We start from the raw sequence: 20,293 nt of genomic DNA on the forward strand, positions 1-20,293 counted from the left end.
GTCTGAGAGGAGAACACGCCCGGAGAGGTCCGTGGGGACATCCGCGGCAGACATCCGGAAAACGCCCGAAGGGGGACGGGCACCCCTAACGCATACGCGCATGCGCCTAGTGCAGCGGGGGCATCGGTTTCCAGTCGGGATCATGCAGCAGCTTGCGCGAATCCCACCAACCCTTGGCGATCTGCACCAGCCCGGTGCGCAGATGCTCGCGGTCCACGACCACCAGCCGAATCAGCTCCTTGGCTGCGGTGGCCGCCGTGCCCAAGCCGAACAGGAACGGCCGGAAGTCGCCGTATTCCATGAAATACCGGGCCATGTACCCACGGTTGCGCATGATGTGATACCGGTTCACGTCCGATGTGGAGTTCAACTGGCGCAATCCAGCGATATCCCAGTTCCCGATCTCGCGCGTGCGGCGCAGCACCACGTCCGGCACGACGATCGGATTGGTGACCTTGCTGGCCAGATAGCCGTACATCGTATCATCCCAGTAGATGAAGAACCGCGCGTCGGGCAAACCGATCCGCTCCACGACGCCCCTGCTGAACAGGCCACCCTCGAAGCAGAGCGTGTTCATCACCCGGTAGCCCGCCTTGCCGAACGCGGCCGGCGCGATCGGATTGGGGATGCCCAACGGCACGATGAACTGGTACTGCCAGTAGAACGGACCGCCATCGTAGTCATAGCGGCTGCCTTGGATGACCTCATGACGTTTCGTCCACTTCGTCAGCTTTTCGATGCCGTCCGGCAGCACGGCCACGTCATCATCCATAACCCAGAACCAGGCCGCCCCTAGCTCGTACGCCCTCTTCACACCGGCCGAGAATCCTCCGGCCCCGCCGAGGTTGTCGGATTGCGGCGCGTATACCACACGACGTTCGTTCCCCTCCTGGTCCGAGACGGTATCCCCCCACTGACGCTTGACGGCGGCGGCAAAACCCTCGACGATGCCACGCGTCTCGTCGCTGTGCTCGTTGTCGACGACGACGATGCGCCACGGCGCCTGCGTCAGGTCCAGAATCGACCGGAACAGTGTGCGCAGCAGCTCCTGCCGCTTATAGGTGACGATGACGATCGCCAGTTTCTCGATGCCCGGACGCTCGGCATGCCGCGTCTGCGGAGTCCTTGCGTTCCGTTTGTTCCGTGCATTCATGCTCTCCATTGTTGCACCCACCGTCGCCACCGGGCAACCCATGGCCGTATCGTCCGATATGCGGTCACGCAGCCCGTGCTCGTCCCAACGTGGTTGTACGAATGGGATTGCAAGTTTCAGGGAAGGTGCAATTCCTTACTGGCGGTAACGGCGGAACCGGATTCACAACGGCGGCCGTCGAAGCCCGCGACCCGCGTCAGCGGTTGATCCGGTGCGAATCCGGGGCCAACGGTTACAGTCCGGATGGAAGAAACGAGGTGCTCGCATGAGCGTATCTTCGCATACCGATACCCATTCCACGTCCGCGTCATCCGTATCGTCGCACGCCACCGGCGTCGCCGATTCGGGGCGCTGGTCCACACGCCGCATCGCCGTGTACGCGCTGTTCGTCGCGTTGTCGATGGCGGTGAGCTTCATCGAATTCCCGCTGATCCCCGGTGTGCCGTGGCTGAAATACGACCCGTCCGGCATCGTGAGTCTGGTGGCCGGCTTCGCATACGGCCCCGCCGCCGCGGCGATCGTCAGCGTGCTCGGATTCGTGCCGCATGTGTTCGCCGACCCGTGGGGTTCGCTGATGGCGATCGCCGTGGCGTTGGCGATGAGCGTTCCCGCCGCGCTGGTGTATCGCCGCATGCGGACACGCCGTGGCGCGCTGGCCGGCATCATCGTGGGCGCCGTGGTGGCGCTGGTGATGGCGATCATCGGCAACCTGCTGGTCACGCCGATCTACGCGCATATGACCGTCGAACAGGTGGCCGCCATGATCGTGCCGGCGCTGTTGCCGTTCAACCTGGCCAAGCTGGCGGTGCATGGCGTGGTCACGTTCCTGATCTACAAGCCGATTTCGAATCTGCTTCATCGATGAACGCTGACCGTTCCCTCCCGCCGTCCGCCGGCGACGACTCCAACGCCGGCGCCTCCCTCGCCGATCGCGGCGACGGCGTCACCGGTGGTCCCGGCGCCTCCATCGCCGCGGAACTGCGCAACGTCCGTTTCAGCTACGACGGCGGGACGACCTGGGCGTTGGATGATGTGAATCTGACGGTTCGGACCGGCGAGCGCCTGTGCATCGTCGGCCCGAACGGCTCGGGCAAGACCACGTTGTCGCGGGTCATCGCGGGACTGGCCGCACCGGATGGCGGCACCGTCACACTGCTCGGCGAACGGGTGTTCACGGATGGGGCCGGGCCGGACCCGGATGCGTACCGTCGCGCGCGCCGCCGTATCGGCGCGGTGTTCCAGAATCCGGAGGATCAGATCGTCACGACGGTGGTCGAGGACGATGTGGCGTTCGGCCCGGAGAATCTCGGCGTGCCGCGCGCGGATATCGGACGTCGCATCGCCGATGCGCTGGACTCGGTCGATATGGCCGGTTTCCGCGCCGCGGATCCGACCCTGATGAGCGGCGGCCAGCAGCAGCGCATCGCCATCGCCGGCACGCTGGCCATGCTGCCGGCGATGGTCGTGTTCGACGAGCCGACGGCCATGCTCGATCCGGTCGCGTGCGGCGAGGTCATGACGGTTCTCGATGAGCTGCAGTCGCGCGGCACCACCATCGTGCATATCACCCACCACATCGACCAGACACGGGCGGCGGACCGCATCATCCGCATGAAGGCCGGGCGGATCGCGGCGGATGTCACGCAAGGTCTGTCCAGCGCCGCAGCTGACGACAAGGCCGGCAGCCGAGTCGTCATGGATCGCGACGCGGATGGAGGCGACATCCCTGCCGGCCGAGCCGATTCGGCTGTCGACCGCCCCGTCTCCCCCGACACCGACCGACAGCCGCAGACCAGCGAGTCGTCCCCCATCGCCGAACCGGCCATCGCGGTCACCCATGTGTCGTTCAGCTACCCGGAGGACGAAACACCCACGATCGACGACCTGTCAATGACCGTGGCGCGCGGCGAAACGGTGGCGCTGATGGGGCCGAACGGCGCGGGCAAAACCACGCTGGCCCGGCTGCTGTGCGCTTTGGAAAGGCCGGCTGGCGGCACGGTCACGGTGGCGGGCATCCCCACCGGCTCCCGCAAGCAGCGGCGCGAACTGCGCCGGCATGTCGGCTACGTGATGCAGCACCCCGAACGCCAGCTGTTCGCAGAAACAGTGGCGCAGGATGTCGCCTATGGTCCCCGCAACCAGGGGCTGTCCGACAGTGAGGTGCGCGAACGCGTCAGCTGGGCGCTACGGCTCCTGCGCATCGAGCATCTGGCCGACCGATCGCCGTTCGCCCTGTCCGGCGGACAGCAACGGCTGGCGGCCATCGCCGGGGTCATCGCATGCCGGCCGGACGTGCTCGTCATGGACGAACCGACCGCGGGATTGGACGCCGCGGCCAGCGCACGCATCCACGACCTGGTTCGCACGCTGCACGGGCGGGGCGTCACGATGGTCATCATCACCCATTCCGCAGCCGAAGCCGCAGCGTTGCATGCCCGGATCATCGACCTCGGCAACGGCGAGGCAACGCCGGCCGCGACGGCGGACGGACTCGGCCAGGCCACTGCGGCGCAGCGGACATCGACGCGCCATGCCGGCCGCGGGAACGACCGCGATCGGCACCGCTCCGGGGTCAACGGCCCCTTAGGCACCTTGGATCCGCGGGTCAAGATGGTCACGTTCCTGGTGCTGATGTTCACCGCGTTCGCCATATCGAACGCCTGGCAGCTGGGGCTCGCGGCCGTGCTCACGGTGGGCGTCATCGCCATCGGACGGGTGAACCCGCTACAGCTGTTCACCTCGGTACGGTGGATTCTCGGCATGCTGGCGGTTATGGGATTGCTCAACATCTTCTTCGCCCGCGGCGGCGACGTGCTGGCAACCTGGGGGCCGATCGCCATCACCACCGGGGGCCTCGGCACCGCGGCGTTGTATACGCTGCGTTTTGCGCTGGTCGTGTTGTTGGGCGCGGTCATGCTGGCGACCACCACGCCGACCGCACTCACCGATGCCATCGGCTCGCTGCTGGCGCCATTGCGCCGATTCGGCGTGCACACGCAGGAAATCGCGCTGGTGCTGAGCCTGGCGCTGCGCTTCCTGCCCACGTTGGCACGCGAGACCCATGCGATCATCGATGCGCAGGCGGCGCGCGGCGGCGACATCGAAACCGGCACCCCCGCCAAACGACTCCGTTCGCTGGCGGCGATCACGGTGCCGGTGTTCGCGGGCACGCTGCGTCATGCGGATCATCTGGCGCTTGCGTTGGATGCGCGCTGCTACGAGGAGGGCGCGCGCCGCACGCATTGGCGGCAGATGCGCGTCCGCTGGCGCGATATGGCGTTCGTCGCCACGGCCGCACTGTACCTTGCCGCTCTGGCGGCACTCCAGCTCCTCATTCAGTAGGGGATTCCCCATTCAGTTGGAAACCTCGGCGGGTTCCGGGCCTGCACTTGGCTCATTTTCCACCCCATCACACGCGGTAAGACGGAACAGTTCCCAACTGAAGCGCATAATCCCCTACTGAAAGCACCCGATTCGTTTCCGGGGTTTCCCGGATGGTGGGGCAGCCCGCGCAAGCGTATGCTGGGGTGCATGAGACTCTTGGGTAACATCCTGTGGATTCTGCTGGGCGGCCTATTCATCGCCATCGGCTGGGCGCTGATCGGATTGGTGCTGTGCATCACGATCATCGGCATCCCGCTGGGATTGCAATGCTTCAAGATGGCCACGCTGACGCTGACGCCGTTCGGCAAAACCGTGGCGTACGGCGGCGGCATCGGTTCCACCCTGGTCAACATCGTGTGGGTGATTCTGGTCGGCTGGTGGATGGCGCTGAGCTATGTCCTCGCCGGGCTGGTGAACTGCATCACCATCATCGGCATCCCGTTCGGACTGCAATCGTTCAAGATGGCCAAGCTGGCGTTGTGGCCGTTCGGCGCCGAGATCGTTAACCTGTAAGGTCCGCCTGTCCTGAGGCGTTCTCCGTTACACTGATAGGTATGAGCAAGACACTGCGTAGCATTGGCGCCGCGTTGTGCCTGACAGCCGCCCTGGCGATGTCGCTGGGCGGATGTGCCGATCGCGATGACGCCACGGATGAAATCCTCGAACGCCTTGACACCATGCAGCGTGAAATCGAAGACCTGCGCTCCGGTTCCACAGGTTCTTCCTCCAATGCCGGTTCCTCGTCCGGCGATGATGCGTCCGGCACCGACTCGTCCGGCGATACCACGGGTTCGACCGGCGGTTCGGATTCCGGCACCACATATGCCACGCCGACCGACGAGGCCGGATTCGATGAGGCGATCTCCGACCTGGAATCCCGCGTGGCCGACGCGGTGGCCACGGCCGATGCCGTGACCGTACCGTCGTCCCCCGCGGATCGCCCCCAGGCGTACTTCGACGCCACCCGGCCGTTGGAGGCGCTGGACGACGAGGTCGACTGGCTGGACGACCAGGTCGAAACCGCGCATCGCAGCCATTCCATCGACCGCAACACGATGTGGACGATGGAGGACAGGCTGGACGTGATCGACGATCAGATCGACCGAGCCAAGGATTCGCTCGAACGGCGCATGGGCGTCGACGACTGATCCGACGTGAGCCTTGCCTCGTCCCGGCATGTGGTGAGGCTCACGCCCTACGGTTCATATGACGCTGCCCGGCGCATCGTATCGATGATGCGCCGGGCAGCGTCATGTCCGGATGTCTGTTGATGGCTGACGACCCAACCTACCGCCGGTCCCACTCCGGCTTCCACGAGTAGTGCATCTCATAGGCGCTGGCCCAGAACATGTACTCGTTCTCCACGCCCGTGACGAAGATGTCGATCAGCTCGCGCTTGCGCTCCTCGGACAGGTCGGCGACAAGGCGCTCGATGTGGTCGATCAGCCACACCGACCCCTGCCAGAACTCATCGGTCTTATACATGTCGACCCAGCTCTTGTACGGGTTGGCATCAAGCGTGTCCGCGAATTCGCGGGCCAGACGCTGTCCGTAATCGGCATACACCCACGCGCAGGGCAGCACGGCGACCAGGATGTCGACCAACGGCTTGGCATAGGCGATGGAGAGGATGTTCGACGTGTAGGCGCGGGCGAACGCCGACTGCCGCACGTCGAGCATCTCCTGTTCGCTGATGCCGTAGCTGGCCATATACGCGCGATGCACGCTGCTTTCCACGGCGAAGATGTTCGACTGCACCTGCGCCATGAACGCCATGATCTCCGGGTCGTCGGTTTTGGTGGCCGCGAGCGCGTGGACCTTGGCGTACTCGGTCAGGTATCGGAAATCCTGCAGCAGGTAGAACGCGAAGCGTTCGCGCTTCAGCGTGCCCTCGCCGAGTTCACGGATGAACGGCTGCCGGTAGCCCTGCTCCCAGACCAGGTCGGCGGCCTCGCGCATCCGCTGTGCGAACGGCGGCACATGCTCCGGGGTCATGGTGGCGATGTCGAATGATGATACGGCGGTGTCGGTCATATGATGCCTCCCTACGATGGTGTTAACCAACAGGTTCCAAGGGTCAGGTCCGAAGCCTTTCTCAACCCAAACGGGTTCCCCTGCATACCATCAATATTATGGCATGCCACCGGGTACAACCGGCGGCCGTCGTATGTCCGAGTCGTTCGAAGCCATCCAAGACCATTCCCCAAACCATGAATCCGCCGCCGCGATTCTCCGTACCTTCGCGTACCGTAGATGGTCGGTTCACCGACGTGCAGTCGCATCAGGCAGAGGATGAAAGCGAGTCTTACATGGCATTGACGAAGAAGCAGGTCAAGCAGCTCAAGGCGCTGGCCCACCATCTCAATCCGATCATCCAGGTCGGCAAGAACGATCTGTCCGATGCGGCCGTCAAGCAGGCCGACGAGACGATCGAGAAGCGCGAGCTCATCAAGTGCGATGTGCTGGACGGCTCCGGTCTGACTGCCAAGGAGGCCGGCGAGGAGCTGGCCGAGCGTCTGGGTGCCGAGCTTGTGCAGGTGATCGGCAACCGGTTCGTGCTGTACCGCGCCTCGCACCGCGACGACATCGAGAAGATCAAGCTCGTCCGCGGCTGAACCGCCCGCATACGATTCCGACCGGCGGCGACGCCACCCGTACAATGCGGATGGGCCGAACCGCCGCAAACGCCGTACGTTACGGATACGGCGTTCATACCCTAAGCTGCGCCAGCTCCTTGCGGATGGCCAGCATCTTGCCGTAAGCCGTGTTGCGCTGTTCCGTGGTTTTGGCCCTGCCGTGCGCCGCTTCGGCCTTGGCATACTCGGCCGCCAGGAAAACCGCCCGTTCACGCGCCGCAATGCGCTTGTCGATGTCGGAGCCATCCACGTCGTCGGCGATGACCTGCGCGCACAACGAATCCCACAACTCCTCCATCGTGGCGCCGTGCACCGTCAGATGCGCGTCCGTCGCAGGCCTCCATACTCCGGCATGAACCTTGGTGATCGGCGTATGCCCGGGCTTGACCGGCACATTCCGGCGGACGGCGAACGCGCACTGCTCCACGTCGGATTCGACGGTCTGCCCGCTGGCGGGATCGGTCAGGGGGCCGCCGTCGCGCACGCAGACGAACACGATGCCGCCGGGCCTCTGTGCGGCGATGTGGTCGATCACCTCGACCGGCACCGCTCCCCCGCCCGGCACATGCAGCCCCAACACCAGAATCTCCGGGAACCGTTTGCTCTCGGTCAGCCCCGTGTTCGAGGACCGCAGAATCGCCAGCATCGCGATCGATTCAAGGTCGGTGGTGAACCGCTGCCTGAGTTTGGCCGACACCGGCCCGCGGCCGATGAACATCTGTTTGGGCAGCGCGCCCTTGGCGTCCGGGACGGTCGCCTTCAGCGGCAATCCCAGTCCCGGCGCGTTCAGTGATCCACAGGATGCGGCACCCGCCATCGACTTACCTCCTTGTTTGCGGTAGCGTTACCGCACATCGTAGCGCAGCCTCGACGTCCGGGCCCGGCATGTCCCAAATCCGCGCCGAGGATACGCCCACGGGAAAAGTCCCGTGTCCTTGGAGGCCGCCCCGCCCGTTTCCCGACTATGCTGGATGCATAATCCTCCGCAGCACAACCGATACCAGGCAAGGAGCGTGGCATGGGCGTTCAGCGCACGCCGAAGGGGTTCGCCGTCGTCGACTTCGAAACCACCGGCATCAATCCGATGGGCGGCGACCGCGCCATCGAGGTCGGCATCGTGCATGTGGCGCCGGACGGCACGCTGGAGGACGAGGCGGAGACGCTGATCCGCGTGCAGCGCGATCTGGGTGCGCAGAACCTGCACCACATCCACGCGGCCGATCTGATGGATGCGCCTGATTTTGCGGGCATCGCCGCGGAACTGCGCGATTGGCTCGACGGTTACGTGTTCGTGGCGCACAACGCGGTGTTCGATTCCCGATTCCTCAACGCCGAATACAACCGGCTCGGTTACACCACGCCGGTGGACCGGACGACGTCGATCTGCACGCTGCGGCTGAGCAACCGGTTCCTGGGACTGCGCAGCCTAGACGACTGCTGCCGTGAACTCGGCATCCGCAACACCGACGCCCACAGCGCCCTCGGTGACGCGCATGCGACCGCGCTGCTGCTCAGCGGGTTCCTGCACGGCATTCCCGATTGGGAGGGATGGAGGCCGGCGTTGCGGCTGGCCGCCGAACTGGAATGGCCGCGTATCGAGGAGCGGCCGCATCCGTGGGTGCCGCGCCAGAGCCATGCCGCGCACCGCCCGGCCTCGCCGTTCCTGAACCGTTTGCAGTCGGGCAACCCCGGTGCGGCGCGGTATCGGCACCATGATGCGGCGATGTTGGACGCCGCAGCCGACTATGTGGCGCTGCTCGACAAATGCCTGATCGACGCGCGGCTGAGCGAGCATGAGAAGAACGCGTTGGTGGACACGGCACGCGAGTTGGGACTGACACGCGAGCAATGCCTGCGCATCCATGAACAGTATTTCGCCGACGCGGCCGACGAAGCGTGGATCGACGGGCGTCTGACCGACGACGAGGAGCGTGAGCTGCGGCAGGTGGGCGCGCTGCTGTCGATCGAGCCGGACATGATCGACCGTGCGATAGCCGTTCCACCGTTCTCCGACGCCGCCACCGGGCGGCACGCGCGCCGGCACTCCCCTGCCGCGCCGCATCATGACGCCGACGATGTTTCTTCCGTTCAACCGGATTCCGGTGCATCCCCGGATTCTGGTTCTGCCCCGGACTCCGGTACATCCGTGATTTCCGGCACATCTGCGGACGCACCCGACCAACCCCGCATCCCCAACAAGCATCGCAAGGATCGGAACAGCACGCATCACGGCCGCCACCGTTCATCGGCGGACGCCTTCAGCGGCGACGCGCAGCACGACGTCGTCTTGGGCAGGCCCGTGGTCCGCTCCACGACGCCGGCGCCGATGTCCGGCCGCGGACATGGCGGCAACGGAGGCGTCCGGTTCCGGCTGCATCGCGGCGACCGTGTGGTGTTGACCGGGGCCATGGAACGCTCCCGCGACGAGTGGATCTACACGCTGGAGGGTCTGGGACTGGTGGTGTGGCCGACCGTGACGATGCAGGTGAGTCTCGTCATCGCGGCGGATGTCGATTCCGAATCGACGAAGGCGCGCAAGGCCCGCGAATACGGCATCCCGATCGTCGATGAGGCGTGGCTCGACCGAGCCATCCGCAACGGTCTGATCGAGGACTAGCCGAAACGTCGCACGCTTCCCGACCACAACCCATGGCCGTATTGTCGAACCGGCCCACCATCGAAGGACTGGCATGACCACACGTAACACCCCAACCTCCCCGCACCCCACGTCCCGGCGCGGCGGCCTGCGCGCATTGCTCGGAGAGATATCCGCCGAAATCCGCGCGCACCGCAGCACGGCACTGGTCTACGTCACGCTGCGCGTGCTGGTCATCATCACGATGGTGCTGCAGTTCATCAACGGCAACTACGAGAACGTGTTCCTATGCCTGCTGACCTTGGTGATGTTCCTGGTTCCGGCGTTCGTGCAGGTCACGTTCAAGGTGGAGTTGCCGTCCACGCTGGAGATCATCGTGCTGCTGTTCATCTTCAGCGCGGAGATCCTGGGGGAGATCAGCTCGTTCTATGTGCTGTTCCCATTCTGGGACACCACGTTGCACACGCTGAACGGGTTCCTGGCCGCTGCGATCGGCTTCTCCCTGGTGGATCTGCTCAACCGCAGCGACCGGGCGAAGTTCGACCTGTCACCATTGTTCCTGTCGATCACCGCGTTCTGTTTCTCGATGACGATCGGTGTGCTCTGGGAGTTCTTCGAATTCGCGATGGATCAGTTCTTCGCGCTGGACATGCAGAAGGACACAATCGTGCATGCGATCCATTCGGTGACGCTCGACCCGACGAATACGAACACCACGGTCACGATCGACGGCATCACCGATACGATGGTCAACGGCGTCGACCTGGGTGTCGGAGGATACCTCGACATCGGTCTGATCGACACGATGGAGGACCTGATCGTCAACTTCATCGGTGCCGCGGTGTTCTCGGTCATCGGGTTCTTCTATGTGCGTTCGCGCGGAAAGAACACGGTGCTCGGCCGGTTCATCCCCAGGCGCCGGCACGGACGCACCATCGAGGACTGGAACAATCCTCCGGTCGAGCCGAATGATGCGTGTCAACCGGACGAGCTGGACGGGCCTTCCACGGAGTCAGGCATACGATCCATCGATGCGGTACGGAAGGGCTAAGCAAGCGTTTTGTCGATGTCGTACCGCATAGCCGTGGTACCGAAGTCGGCTGTAACCGTCAAAAGAGTTCCGTACCACACCATTGGTGTTTCCGACATACGCTCATACGATGACGGCGAGACGGGATTCGGCGTCGGGGTGGACGCGGGTGACGCTGATGCGCTCGTGGATTTGGTCCTTGAGCTGACCGACGTGGGAGATGATGCCGACATCGCGGGTTTTGGCGATATCGCGCAGGATGCCCATGACGTCGTCGAGATAGTCGTCCGACAGGGTTCCGAAGCCCTCGTCGATGAACAGGGTTTCCATAGACAGTCCGCCGTTCTCCGCCTGGATGATGTCGGCGAGCGCCAATGCCAGGGCGAGCGAGACGAAGAAGGTCTCGCCTCCGGACAGACTGCTGGGCGGGCGCAACTGTTCATTGCGACGGTCGAAGATGTCGATGGGCAGACCGGTTTTGGTGCCGCCGCGACCTTCATGATCCCCCAGCCGCAGCTCGTAGACACCGCCCTGGATGTCCTTGAGGATCTCATTGGCGCGCATGAGTACATCGCGGAATCGTTCGGTGACCGCGTAGGTGATCAGCGTCAGTTTGCGTTCCGCTGGCGAATCACTCCCGCCGTTGGCCAGTTGCGCCATGCGGTAAATGGGCTCATATTCCTCAAGAGTCCGTTTCCATGAGCCGGCTGCAGAGTGAAGCTCTTCGGCGCAGCGCTGGCGCTCCTTTTCCAGATCGACCGAACTGTTCTGCCGTTTCAACATGCCGTCACGTTCGGCCTGCGCAATACCGTAAGCGACACTCAGATCTTTCAGGTCAATGGCTTCGATATACATGCCCCATACGGTGGGTTCCATGTCGTCAGTGTAGGCGACCGGCTGCTCGCCACCGTTTTCTGGAACAGGGGACGGTATGCCGTTGCATTGAACCGCATCCCTTTCGGATATGGCATCCGGCGAGGTCTTTTGGTTCTCATCCGCCATGGCGTTCACGGCCATGGCGGTGTATTCGACGATGCTGTCTGCCAGGGCGCGTCGAGCATCCTGCAGTCTGGTGTGGTTGACGGTAACTTGGCGCTGATAATCGTCGATAAGCTTCTGCTTGCGTGCGATGGCCGACTCATCCAAGGCACAATGTTTCGCCTGCTCAATATCATCGAATCCCTGACTGTCAAGCAGTGCGGTCACTTCCGCATTCAACGATGCAATCTGTGTGCCGAGTGTGGCGTTTTGTGATTCCAGCTCGGCTTGCCGTGTGGCAAGACGCTGGCGATCCTCGATGCGTCGCCCTAAACGTTCCGCCTCCTTGGTCTGTTCCCTCGCTTCGTCGAGCTGTTGCTGTGCCTCTCGCCGTTCCTCCGCTATGGACTCCTGCGTGTAGCCGCAGGCTTCGGCTTGTGCAGATTCAAGCGTTTGTTCGGCAGCATGCAACGCGCTTTTGCGCTTGACCAGCTCAGTATTGGCTTCGGCCAACTTGTCCTGCGCTTTGCGAATTTCATCGCGCTGCCGTTCCGCTTCATCTTGTTGTTCGGCGATACGGTTCAACCTGGCCAGTGCTTCGTCGGCATGGTCGATGGCGTGCTGCGCCTCTTCGACGCCGTTGCCTTGAGCGGCATCTCGTTCCACTTTCAGTTGGGTCTTAATGCGTTCGAGCTCAGTCTGTGCTCGATGCAGATCCTCCGCGCATTGTTTGGCGCGTTTCTCCGAGGACTTCACCGCACGTTCGTCAAGTGTATCCTCAGGAACCTGATAGGGATTGGGATGCGCGGTGCTGCCACAGACCGGACAAGGCTGCCCCTCTTTCAGCATGCCGGCGTATTTTGCTGCGTCCAGCATGGCGAACGTCTGACGTATTTGTTCGGCCTCATGCTCCGCCTGTTCGCAGGCAAGGGTCAATTTGGAGACTTCGGCATTCTGCTCGACGACGCGCCGCTCAAGTTCGGATACGTTCTTGGCGTGAGTAAGCCGCTGTTCAGCCTGTTTACGCTGGTCCTGCAATAATTGCCGCTGGGCAAGTCGCTCTGTATATGCTGTGATCTGCCTGATGATTTCATCGTCCGATGGCAATTGACTCACAGCTTCCTGCGCACGTGTTGTCTCGTCCCGCTGACGGTTGTACGCGGCCCGGGCTTCTTCCATGGCATGTAGCGCGGATTCCGCCTTGGTGAGCAATGTCTGATGCGACTCGACAACCGCAAGCTTCTGTTCGGCGGCCTCCTTGCCTGCTGCCGCTTTCAAAGCGGCATCGCGCTGTTCGTTTAGCTCGCCTGCCGTGGGATACGTTTTCAGCTGTTCGAGAATATCCACCAGGTCCGCAGCCACGGCTTTCCGTTCCCGCTCGTGCTGTTCAAGATCTCGTTGTTTGGCCAGTACGGGTTCCGCTTTGTACGCTCGTTCAATGTCTTCACGCTCGGAAGCTATGCTCTCGTTCCGACCGTCCAGCTTGATATGCTCCTGTACCAGAGCGCGTTCGTTCTGCGCATGCTGAACCAATACAGCGCTGAGACGATGCCTCTGCTCCGCGTAGCGCAGTTCGAGCTCCTTTGCCTCCACTTGCGCTGCAGTATCATCCTGCAAGTGCGCCGATTCAGCGGCGACTGCATCCATTGTCAGTTCTATCCGGTCGAGGATCTCCTCAGCGGTATGTGAGGGGAAGTCAATATTACCGGCATCGTTCAATCCCCAGAGGAACGGTTCGCCAAGGGCTGTTTCGGCCCCATGTTCCAACGTCCCCTCATCCGTTGCATCATGTGGTGTTTCGATCGAATCATCCGGTGTAATGTGAACCTCCCGGATGGTCTCAGCATTGCGCCTGGACTGCCTGATGGCTTCGGACAGTGTTCTGCACGCATCTTCCACCGTGTGACGCTGCTTATCGCACATGGCTTTCAACATCTCTTGGATATGCTCGTACTCCTGCGCGGAGAAAAGCTCCTTGACCAAGTTAGTACGGTCCTCGGGTTTCATACGCAGGAATTCGGAGAATTGCCCCTGCGCCAGCATGATGGTTTTCGAAAATTGATCACGATTCAGCCCGATCAGCTGATTGATCTCCGCAGCCACATCGTTGGATTTGATCGCCAGTGACGTGGCGTGGCCTTCCCCCTCCGCGAATGTAAAGTATCGTGTGGCGCCGCCATCGGGTTCCGGCGTTCCGATCAACGGTCGCAAGCCGTCTTCGATCTTCCAGAGTTTGGCCGTGGCACGGTGCGTGCTCGTTTTACCGCTCTTGGTCGCATACTGGTATTCGGGCTCTCGCCTGATGCGATAGAACACGCCGTTGAGTTCAACGATCAGATCCACCACGGTGACTTCCCTGCTCTCGCCGAGGAATCTGGAACGCATCCGCGTCTTATCGGCGTTCAACACCGAAGGCGACCCATAGAGCGCGAAGGTGATGCCATCAAGGATGGTGGTTTTGCCGGCGCCGGTCTCCCCCTCGATCAGGAACATGTGCGAACGGGACAAGGCCGCGAAATCAATGGAGAATTCGTCCTTGTACGGGCCGACGCCTTTCAGCTTCATACCGATCAGTCGCATCACTCACTCCTTTCCCGCCGCGTCGTCATCGAACAACGCCAGATCACCCGTTGTATTGCGACCCACCTCACCACGATCACAACCATCATCACTGTCTGCGCCATACTGTTGTGCAGCTCCGGTATGTTCCGCGCGTTCGGCTCGAACCTGTTCCACGACCTGACGCAATATTGCAGTCTCCCGTTCGTCGGGCGTACGGCCGATGGTGTATTCCACGAAACCGTTGAGTACATCCATTTCGTCCCGTACGGCAGTGAGATCGGCCATGGCGCGTTCCGTGTTCCGCACCCGCGTGCAGACAGCGCGTTTCTCCAGTGCGAACGGATATTTGCCGTCAATGCGTTCATAGAGATGCTGCGGGTATTCGTCATACTGCACCGTGACGGACACCCAATCCTTCTGATGCAGGTCGGCCTGTGCAAGCACCTCGTCGAGCGTGCCGGCGATTGAGACCATGGCCGGCTGCTCCGATTGCACGGCCCTGGTCTCAATCACCGGCTTTCCCCGCCCGGCTTCGTGACTGCCTTCCTCTCCCCCAAAATCCACTATGGTCACTTGCTTGCCGTTACCGACCTGTGGCAACCTAGGCGCTTCCGAAAACGAATAGGACAGTAACGAGCCGCTGTACCGTGCCTGCGGCGTCCGGCCAAAATGGAACACATTCATGTGCTTGCCATCCGGTTGGGGAATGGTTACATGCTGCGGCCGGTGCAGATGCCCCAAAGCCAGATAATCGAAACCGCAACCGGTGAATACTCCGGCCGGCACACTGTCCACTCCGCCAACCGTGATAACGCGTTCCGAATCGGATGGCGTAGCTCCCGAAACGAACGCATGCGCCATCAGTATGGCATGCAGATCAGGATACCGGGTTCTGCGCTCGGCAAGGTCGCGGGTGATCAGCGTCATGGCGGCGGTCATCACGCCTTCATGCGAACGCGGCACCACCACAGCACCATCCCGCCACAGCAATCCCGGCAATCCCTCAGGACACGCATCAGAATCATCATCACATCCATCGGCCTTCCCCGCCCCAAACTCAGCACTCACCATCCCCGCCAATATCGGACGCGACGCATCCGGATCAAGATACGGTACCGTGTACACCGCCAACGCATCACCATCACGTTCCACCATCACCGGCGCCGCGATGTCTTCCAGCCGACAGCGCATATGCACGTTCGGCACCATCGCCCCTGCGCCGAACCCCAATCGGTCGGCGGAATCGTGATTGCCCGGCGTCATGATCACCTCAAGCGGATGCCCATTCACCTTGAGTCCCGCCAATCGTTCGAACACCGGCGCGAACAGCTGCACCGATGAAGCGGACGGACGCGGCAGATCGTAGATGTCACCGGACACGCAGAGCACATCCACCCGTTCACGCTCGATCAGCCCGATGAGCCAATCCAATGCACGGGCCTGATACTCGCCCAGGTCCAGGCCTTTGAACCGCCGCCCGATGTGCCAGTCCGATGTGTGGAGCACTCGCATGGCAACCTTCCTTTCCGTCGCTGCCCCCATTCTTCCACGCCCTTTCAGCGACGGTAGATATCTACCGTTTACTACAATGGGCCGTGTCGGATATGGCCGCATCATAAGCAAAGGAGCGTGGACCATGGCCTTGGAAATCGTGCGCGGCGACATCACCACCATGGCGGTGGACGTCATCGTGAACGCGGCGAATCCACAACTGCAGATGGGAGGCGGCGTATGCGGCGCCATCTTCCGCGCCGCCGGAGCCCGTCGCTTGCAGGAGGCCTGCGATCGGCTCGCGCCCATCGCCACCGGCAAAGCCGTCATCACCGACGGGTTCGGCCTGCCCGCGCGCCACATCATCCACACGCCCGGCCCCGTGTGGCGCGGCGGCACACGCGGCGAGGAAGGCAAGCTGCGCGCCTGCTATCGCAACAGCCTGACATTGGCCGCCGAACACGGCTGCGCCAGCATCGCCTTCCCGTTGATCTCCGGCGGCATCTACGGATATCCCGTCGAGGACGCAATCCGCATCGCCATCGAGGAGATGCGCACGTTCCTTATGGACCCCGAGCACGCCGACATGACCGTCATCCTGGCGTTGTTCGACGAGGCCACCTATCGCATCGCCCAGCGGTGCCAATAAGACCATAGCCCCAAAGGAGTCACGCTATGCCGCGAGTATTGACCATCGCTCTGCTGCAGATCAGCCCGACCGGCACGCTGGCCGGCAATCTGGCCAAAGGCATCCAGACCTGCCGCCGCGCCGCGGAGCTTGGGGCGGATATCGCCCTGTTCCCGGAGATGTGGAGCAACGGGTACGCGTTGCACGGCCGACCCGTCGAGGATTGGACATCCGAGGCGATTGACACGGACGGCGACTTCATCGGCGCATTCGGCAAGCTGGCCCGCGAGCTGAACATGGCGATCGGCGTGACGCTTCTGGAACGGCACGAAGGCGGCCCGCGCAATGCCCTGGTGCTGTTCGACCGGTTCGGCGAGCGCCGGCTCGGCTACGCCAAGGTGCACACCTGCGACTTCGATGTGGAACGCCATCTGACTCCGGGGCACGAGTTCCCCGTGTGCACACTCGACACCGCCGCCGGCCCCGTGCACGTCGGCGCGATGATCTGCTTCGATCGAGAGTTCCCGGAAACCGCCCGAATCCTCATGCTCAACGGCGCGGAGCTCATCCTGGTGCCCAACGCCTGCCCGATGGAGATCAACCGTCTGTCACAGCTGAGGGCGCGCGCCTATGAGAACATGACCGCGATCGCAACCTGCAACTATCCGGATTCCGTGCCGGGATGCAACGGCAATTCCACCGTGTTCGACGGCGTCGCCTACCTGCCCGACGGCCCCGGCGAGGATGGCTCGAGGGATATGCGCTTGCTGCAGACCGACGGCGCCGAAGGCGTGTTCGTCGCCGAGCTCGATCTGGACCAGCTGCGGGACTATCGGGAACATGAGGTGCAGGGCAACGCCTATCGGCATCCGGAACTCTACGGGATGCTGTGCAGCGGGGCGGTCGAGCCGCCGTTCGTCAGGCCGGACCGGCGCGTCGTCCCCATGCCGGAACGCGGTTAGGAGGCTAGCAGGCGCATCACCTGTTCGGCGGTGCGCTCCAGGTTCCGCGAGGCGCCGGCAAGTGCCTCCTGCAGGGATACGGCTCCGGGTTGGATACCGAACATGGCGGTGAAACCCAAGGCATTCAGTTGTTCCGCGCCCTCCCCGATGCTGCCGGCGAGTGCGATGACACGGCATGCGGGAGCCGCCTCATGCACCGCGCGCGCCACACCCATCGGCGTCTTGCCGTATTGCGTTTGTCCGTCGATGCGTCCTTCACCGGTGAAACAGTAGTCGGCGCCGACCGCCCGCTCCTTGAGCCCGACGGTTTCGATGACAAGGTCGATGCCGGAACGCATGGTGGCGTCCGCGAACGCGAGGAACCCGGCGCCGAGTCCGCCCGCCGCACCCGCTCCGGGGATTGCGTCCACGCTGCGACCGGTATCGCGACGGATGACCTCCGCATAGTGGTTCAAGGCCCGGTCGAGTTGTTCGACCATGGCGGGCGTCGCGCCTTTCTGCGGCCCGAAGACCGCCGATGCGCCGTCGGGGCCGGTCAGCGGGTTGGTGACGTCGCTGGCCAAGACGATCGGCGTGCGCGCGATACGCGAGTCGAGGCCGGTGCAATCGATGCGGTCGAGGTCGGCGAGCGCCGCTCCCCCGCCCGGCAGGTTGCAACCATCGGCGTCGAACAACCGAACACCGAGAGCCTGGGCCATGCCTGCGCCGCCATCATTGGTGGCGCTGCCGCCGAGTCCGACGATGATGCGTTCCGCGCCGCGGCCGAGTGCGTCGAGAATCAGTTCGCCGACGCCGCGCGTGGTGGCGCGCAACGGGTCGGGCGTGGTGCCGACGAGATGCAGTCCCGCGGCTTCGGCCATCTCGATGACGGCCGTCGCGCCATCGCCGAGGATGCCGTATGTGGCGGCGACCGATTCGCCCAATGGTCCGGTGACGCGGGTCGAGATCAGGCGGCCGCCGGTGGCGTCGACCAGGGCGCGGACCGTGCCTTCGCCGCCATCCGCCATGGGGATGGGGATGATGTCGGCGTCGGGAGTCACGCGCCGCACGCCGCGTTCGATGGCGTCCGCGGCCTGCCGCGCAGTCAGGCTGCCTTTGAACGAGTCGGGGGCGATGATGATCTTCATGGGATTCCATGCTCCTCCTGCGACGCGACAGCTACGGCATTGCGGCTCAACGGTTCCGGGAATGGAGTCGGCTATCCGCTGATACCATCGAAGAGCACGAATCGGACCATGGATGGGAGTTGATGATGATCGTTCGCACCGCATCGGTGGATGAGCTGCCGCAGATTGAGGCGATGTACACCGCTATCGTGGATGCGATGCAGAACACGCCGTTGGACGTGTGGTGGCAGATGGGATCGCATCCCTCGCACGAGATGCTGTTGGACGCCGCATCCGACGGAAACCTGCTGGTGGCGGTTGACGAAGAAAGCGACAAACACAACGTGGCTGACGTTGGAGACGGTGCCACGGAAACAGCCAATCCAGTGCTGGGCGCCTGCATTCTCAACGGAGTTCAAGGCGTGGATTATGGAATCATCGATTGGGATGTGCAGTGCGATGATGCGGAGGTCAACGTGCTGCATCTGCTGGGGGTTTCACCCGCCGCGCGCGGCCGCGGCGTGGGACGTGCAATCATCGACAAGGCCGCCGCGATGGCGATGGAACGCGGTATGAAGTCACTGAGGCTCGACACATTCGATAACAATGCGCCGGCCATCGCGCTGTACCGCTCCTGCGGGTTCACCGACCATGGCGTATATGAGGTCCATGTGGGTCGCGGGCTGATTCATGCCTCGCATCTTATGGAGATGGATCTGCGATAGATTCACACACGTTGTGCAATATTCTGCGCGATATGTCGTGCCAGTACCATTGCTTAGTCCAAGGCTGCGCATCCGAATTGTGTGCCGACTTCGATATAGCAGTTATGCTATATTCGATACATGGCGATGATTGACGATTTGAGGCAGGAGCGCATTCGCCGCGGGCTGAGTCAGGCGGCGGTCTCGCATGCGATGGGTACCACGCAATCGGCCGTGTCGCGCGCAGAACATGGCGGAAATCCAACGCAGGATTTCCTACAGCGGTATCAGAAAGCTCTGGATACCTATCCCAGTTCCAGCACGCTGGACATCGAAACCATCCGACTGCTGGTCAAAGATATTGCCCGGCGTAACGACGTCGCCGAATTGTATGCGTATGGATCGTTTGTGCAAGGCTGCCCCCGGCCAGATTCCGACATCGACCTGTTATACCGCAAGAACGCCGGTACTGAACACGGCCTATTCGAAACCGCGCACCTTAAGGACGAACTGGAATCGGCACTTGGCAGGACCGTGTCGCTGCTCTCCTTCGACGCACTGGAACACAAGGCCGCTCACAGCCGAGCCAGCAAGCGATTCCTGGAACACATCCGCCCCGATCTGGTGCGTGTAGCATGAACGCTCAACCCCACACCGATCAACGATTCCGCGACGAAACCACGTTGCTGCGCTTGGTGGAGCATCTTGGTTTTGCGGTCCAAGATGCAGCCAAGGCACCATCTGCAGCCGATCTGGAAGACAACAGGCCGCTGCTGAACTCAGTGGCCATGGAGCTTATCCAAGCCCAGGAAGCAGCGAACCAACTTTCCGATGCGTTCATCTCCGAAATACCCGACCTACCCTGGCCGCAGCTGCGCGGATTACGCAACATCATCGTCCATGAATATGACGCCATCGACGCCGACGAGCTCTATCGCACCGTCACCGTCGATGTCCCACATCTCATCGAATTGCTGCAACCGATTGTTAACGCTATCGAATAATCCACGAGTCTCTACGCCATTACTCGCCTCTAAGGCTGAGCGCAAACGGTAAGGAACAT

Annotated in this window: 18 protein-coding genes, 1 pseudogene and 2 riboswitches; of the genes and pseudogenes, 13 read left to right on the plus strand and 6 right to left on the minus strand. The window is 62.7% G+C overall.

Annotated features, from left to right (window positions below; genetic code table 11):
* Window positions 1-106 precede the first annotated feature (106 nt).
* On the minus strand, window positions 107-1,153 hold the full coding sequence (locus OU11_RS00455; RefSeq protein WP_052122502.1) for a glycosyltransferase family 2 protein: 1,047 nt from the start codon (window positions 1,151-1,153) through the stop codon (window positions 107-109).
* 108 nt (window positions 1,154-1,261) lie between these two features.
* A riboswitch (FMN riboswitch) is annotated at window positions 1,262-1,412 on the plus strand.
* A 6-nt stretch (window positions 1,413-1,418) separates the two neighbouring features.
* Here OU11_RS00455 and OU11_RS00460 point away from each other — a divergent pair.
* The 5 genes and pseudogenes from OU11_RS00460 (at window position 1,419) to OU11_RS00475 (ending at window position 5,685) form a co-directional block, all read left to right on the plus strand.
* On the plus strand, window positions 1,419-2,018 hold the full coding sequence (locus OU11_RS00460; protein ID WP_033513883.1) for an ECF transporter S component: 600 nt from the start codon (window positions 1,419-1,421) through the stop codon (window positions 2,016-2,018).
* Between the two features lie 138 nt (window positions 2,019-2,156).
* Window positions 2,157-2,725, plus strand: a pseudogene (locus OU11_RS09550) (energy-coupling factor ABC transporter ATP-binding protein); the annotation flags it as partial.
* Between the two features lie 123 nt (window positions 2,726-2,848).
* On the plus strand, window positions 2,849-4,495 hold the full coding sequence (locus OU11_RS00465) for a CbiQ family ECF transporter T component (protein WP_420885317.1): 1,647 nt from the start codon (window positions 2,849-2,851) through the stop codon (window positions 4,493-4,495).
* Between the two features lie 189 nt (window positions 4,496-4,684).
* Window positions 4,685-5,050 carry a YccF domain-containing protein gene (locus tag OU11_RS00470; protein ID WP_033514026.1) on the plus strand — a complete coding sequence of 122 codons (366 nt, stop codon included), beginning with the start codon at window positions 4,685-4,687 and terminating at the stop codon, window positions 5,048-5,050.
* A 41-nt stretch (window positions 5,051-5,091) separates the two neighbouring features.
* The gene (locus OU11_RS00475) at window positions 5,092-5,685 is read left to right on the plus strand and encodes a hypothetical protein (RefSeq protein ID WP_033513884.1); all 594 of its coding nucleotides are present in this window, start codon (window positions 5,092-5,094) and stop codon (window positions 5,683-5,685) included.
* A 139-nt stretch (window positions 5,686-5,824) separates the two neighbouring features.
* Here the strand turns inward: OU11_RS00475 and tenA are convergent, their stop codons facing one another.
* On the minus strand, window positions 5,825-6,571 hold the full coding sequence (gene tenA / locus OU11_RS00480; protein WP_033513885.1) for a thiaminase II: 747 nt from the start codon (window positions 6,569-6,571) through the stop codon (window positions 5,825-5,827).
* A riboswitch (TPP riboswitch) is annotated at window positions 6,562-6,663 on the minus strand. Its footprint overlaps the gene before it by 10 nt.
* Window positions 6,664-6,846: 183 nt before the next feature.
* Between tenA and yhbY the strand changes: the two genes are divergently transcribed.
* Window positions 6,847-7,152, plus strand: coding sequence for a ribosome assembly RNA-binding protein YhbY (yhbY, locus tag OU11_RS00485; RefSeq protein ID WP_033513886.1), 306 nt, complete (start codon window positions 6,847-6,849; stop codon window positions 7,150-7,152).
* A gap of 94 nt (window positions 7,153-7,246) precedes the next feature.
* Here yhbY and OU11_RS00490 read toward each other — a convergent pair whose 3' ends face one another.
* The gene (locus OU11_RS00490) at window positions 7,247-7,990 is read right to left on the minus strand and encodes a DUF4391 domain-containing protein (RefSeq protein WP_033513887.1); all 744 of its coding nucleotides are present in this window, start codon (window positions 7,988-7,990) and stop codon (window positions 7,247-7,249) included.
* A gap of 201 nt (window positions 7,991-8,191) precedes the next feature.
* Here OU11_RS00490 and OU11_RS09445 point away from each other — a divergent pair, with 201 nt between their 5' ends.
* Both OU11_RS09445 and OU11_RS00500 read left to right on the plus strand, forming a co-directional pair.
* Window positions 8,192-9,790 (plus strand): exonuclease domain-containing protein, encoded by a 1,599-nt coding sequence (locus OU11_RS09445; protein ID WP_081963360.1) that lies wholly within the window; start codon window positions 8,192-8,194, stop codon window positions 9,788-9,790.
* A 136-nt stretch (window positions 9,791-9,926) separates the two neighbouring features.
* Window positions 9,927-10,820, plus strand: a complete 894-nt coding sequence (locus OU11_RS00500; protein ID WP_373869288.1) for a DUF2238 domain-containing protein — start codon at window positions 9,927-9,929, stop codon at window positions 10,818-10,820.
* 102 nt (window positions 10,821-10,922) lie between these two features.
* Here the strand turns inward: OU11_RS00500 and OU11_RS00505 are convergent, their stop codons facing one another.
* Complete coding sequence (locus OU11_RS00505) at window positions 10,923-14,357, minus strand: AAA family ATPase (RefSeq protein WP_033513888.1); 3,435 nt, start codon at window positions 14,355-14,357, stop codon at window positions 10,923-10,925.
* 3 nt (window positions 14,358-14,360) lie between these two features.
* The gene (locus OU11_RS00510) at window positions 14,361-15,851 is read right to left on the minus strand and encodes an exonuclease SbcCD subunit D (RefSeq protein WP_052122503.1); all 1,491 of its coding nucleotides are present in this window, start codon (window positions 15,849-15,851) and stop codon (window positions 14,361-14,363) included.
* Window positions 15,852-15,975: 124 nt separating this feature from the next.
* On the opposite strand from OU11_RS00510, the gene OU11_RS00515 reads away from it, so the two are divergent.
* Together OU11_RS00515 and OU11_RS00520 are read left to right on the plus strand one after the other, a co-directional pair.
* Window positions 15,976-16,479, plus strand: coding sequence for a macro domain-containing protein (locus tag OU11_RS00515; protein WP_052122504.1), 504 nt, complete (start codon window positions 15,976-15,978; stop codon window positions 16,477-16,479).
* Window positions 16,480-16,505: 26 nt separating this feature from the next.
* Window positions 16,506-17,420, plus strand: a complete 915-nt coding sequence (locus OU11_RS00520; protein ID WP_033513889.1) for a carbon-nitrogen hydrolase family protein — start codon at window positions 16,506-16,508, stop codon at window positions 17,418-17,420.
* Here the strand turns inward: OU11_RS00520 and OU11_RS00525 are convergent.
* Window positions 17,417-18,547 carry a glycerate kinase gene (locus OU11_RS00525; RefSeq protein ID WP_033513890.1) on the minus strand — a complete coding sequence of 377 codons (1,131 nt, stop codon included), beginning with the start codon at window positions 18,545-18,547 and terminating at the stop codon, window positions 17,417-17,419. The two genes, OU11_RS00520 and OU11_RS00525, sit on opposite strands and share 4 nt — an antisense overlap.
* Window positions 18,548-18,669: 122 nt before the next feature.
* Between OU11_RS00525 and OU11_RS08715 the strand changes: the two genes are divergently transcribed.
* The 3 genes from OU11_RS08715 (at window position 18,670) to OU11_RS00540 (ending at window position 20,234) form a co-directional block, all read left to right on the plus strand.
* Window positions 18,670-19,251: a GNAT family N-acetyltransferase gene (locus tag OU11_RS08715; protein WP_052122505.1), complete on the plus strand. Its 582-nt coding sequence runs from the start codon at window positions 18,670-18,672 to the stop codon at window positions 19,249-19,251.
* Window positions 19,252-19,371: 120 nt separating this feature from the next.
* Window positions 19,372-19,869: a helix-turn-helix domain-containing protein gene (locus OU11_RS00535; RefSeq protein WP_223224065.1), complete on the plus strand. Its 498-nt coding sequence runs from the start codon at window positions 19,372-19,374 to the stop codon at window positions 19,867-19,869.
* Window positions 19,866-20,234, plus strand: coding sequence for a HepT-like ribonuclease domain-containing protein (locus OU11_RS00540; protein WP_033510229.1), 369 nt, complete (start codon window positions 19,866-19,868; stop codon window positions 20,232-20,234). Before OU11_RS00535 ends, OU11_RS00540 begins: the two co-directional genes overlap by 4 nt.
* The last annotated feature ends 59 nt before the right edge of the window (window positions 20,235-20,293 follow it).

It is taken from the genome of Bifidobacterium pullorum DSM 20433 (genome assembly GCF_000771405.1).
GTDB classification, from domain to species: Bacteria; Actinomycetota; Actinomycetes; order Actinomycetales; family Bifidobacteriaceae; genus Bifidobacterium; species Bifidobacterium pullorum.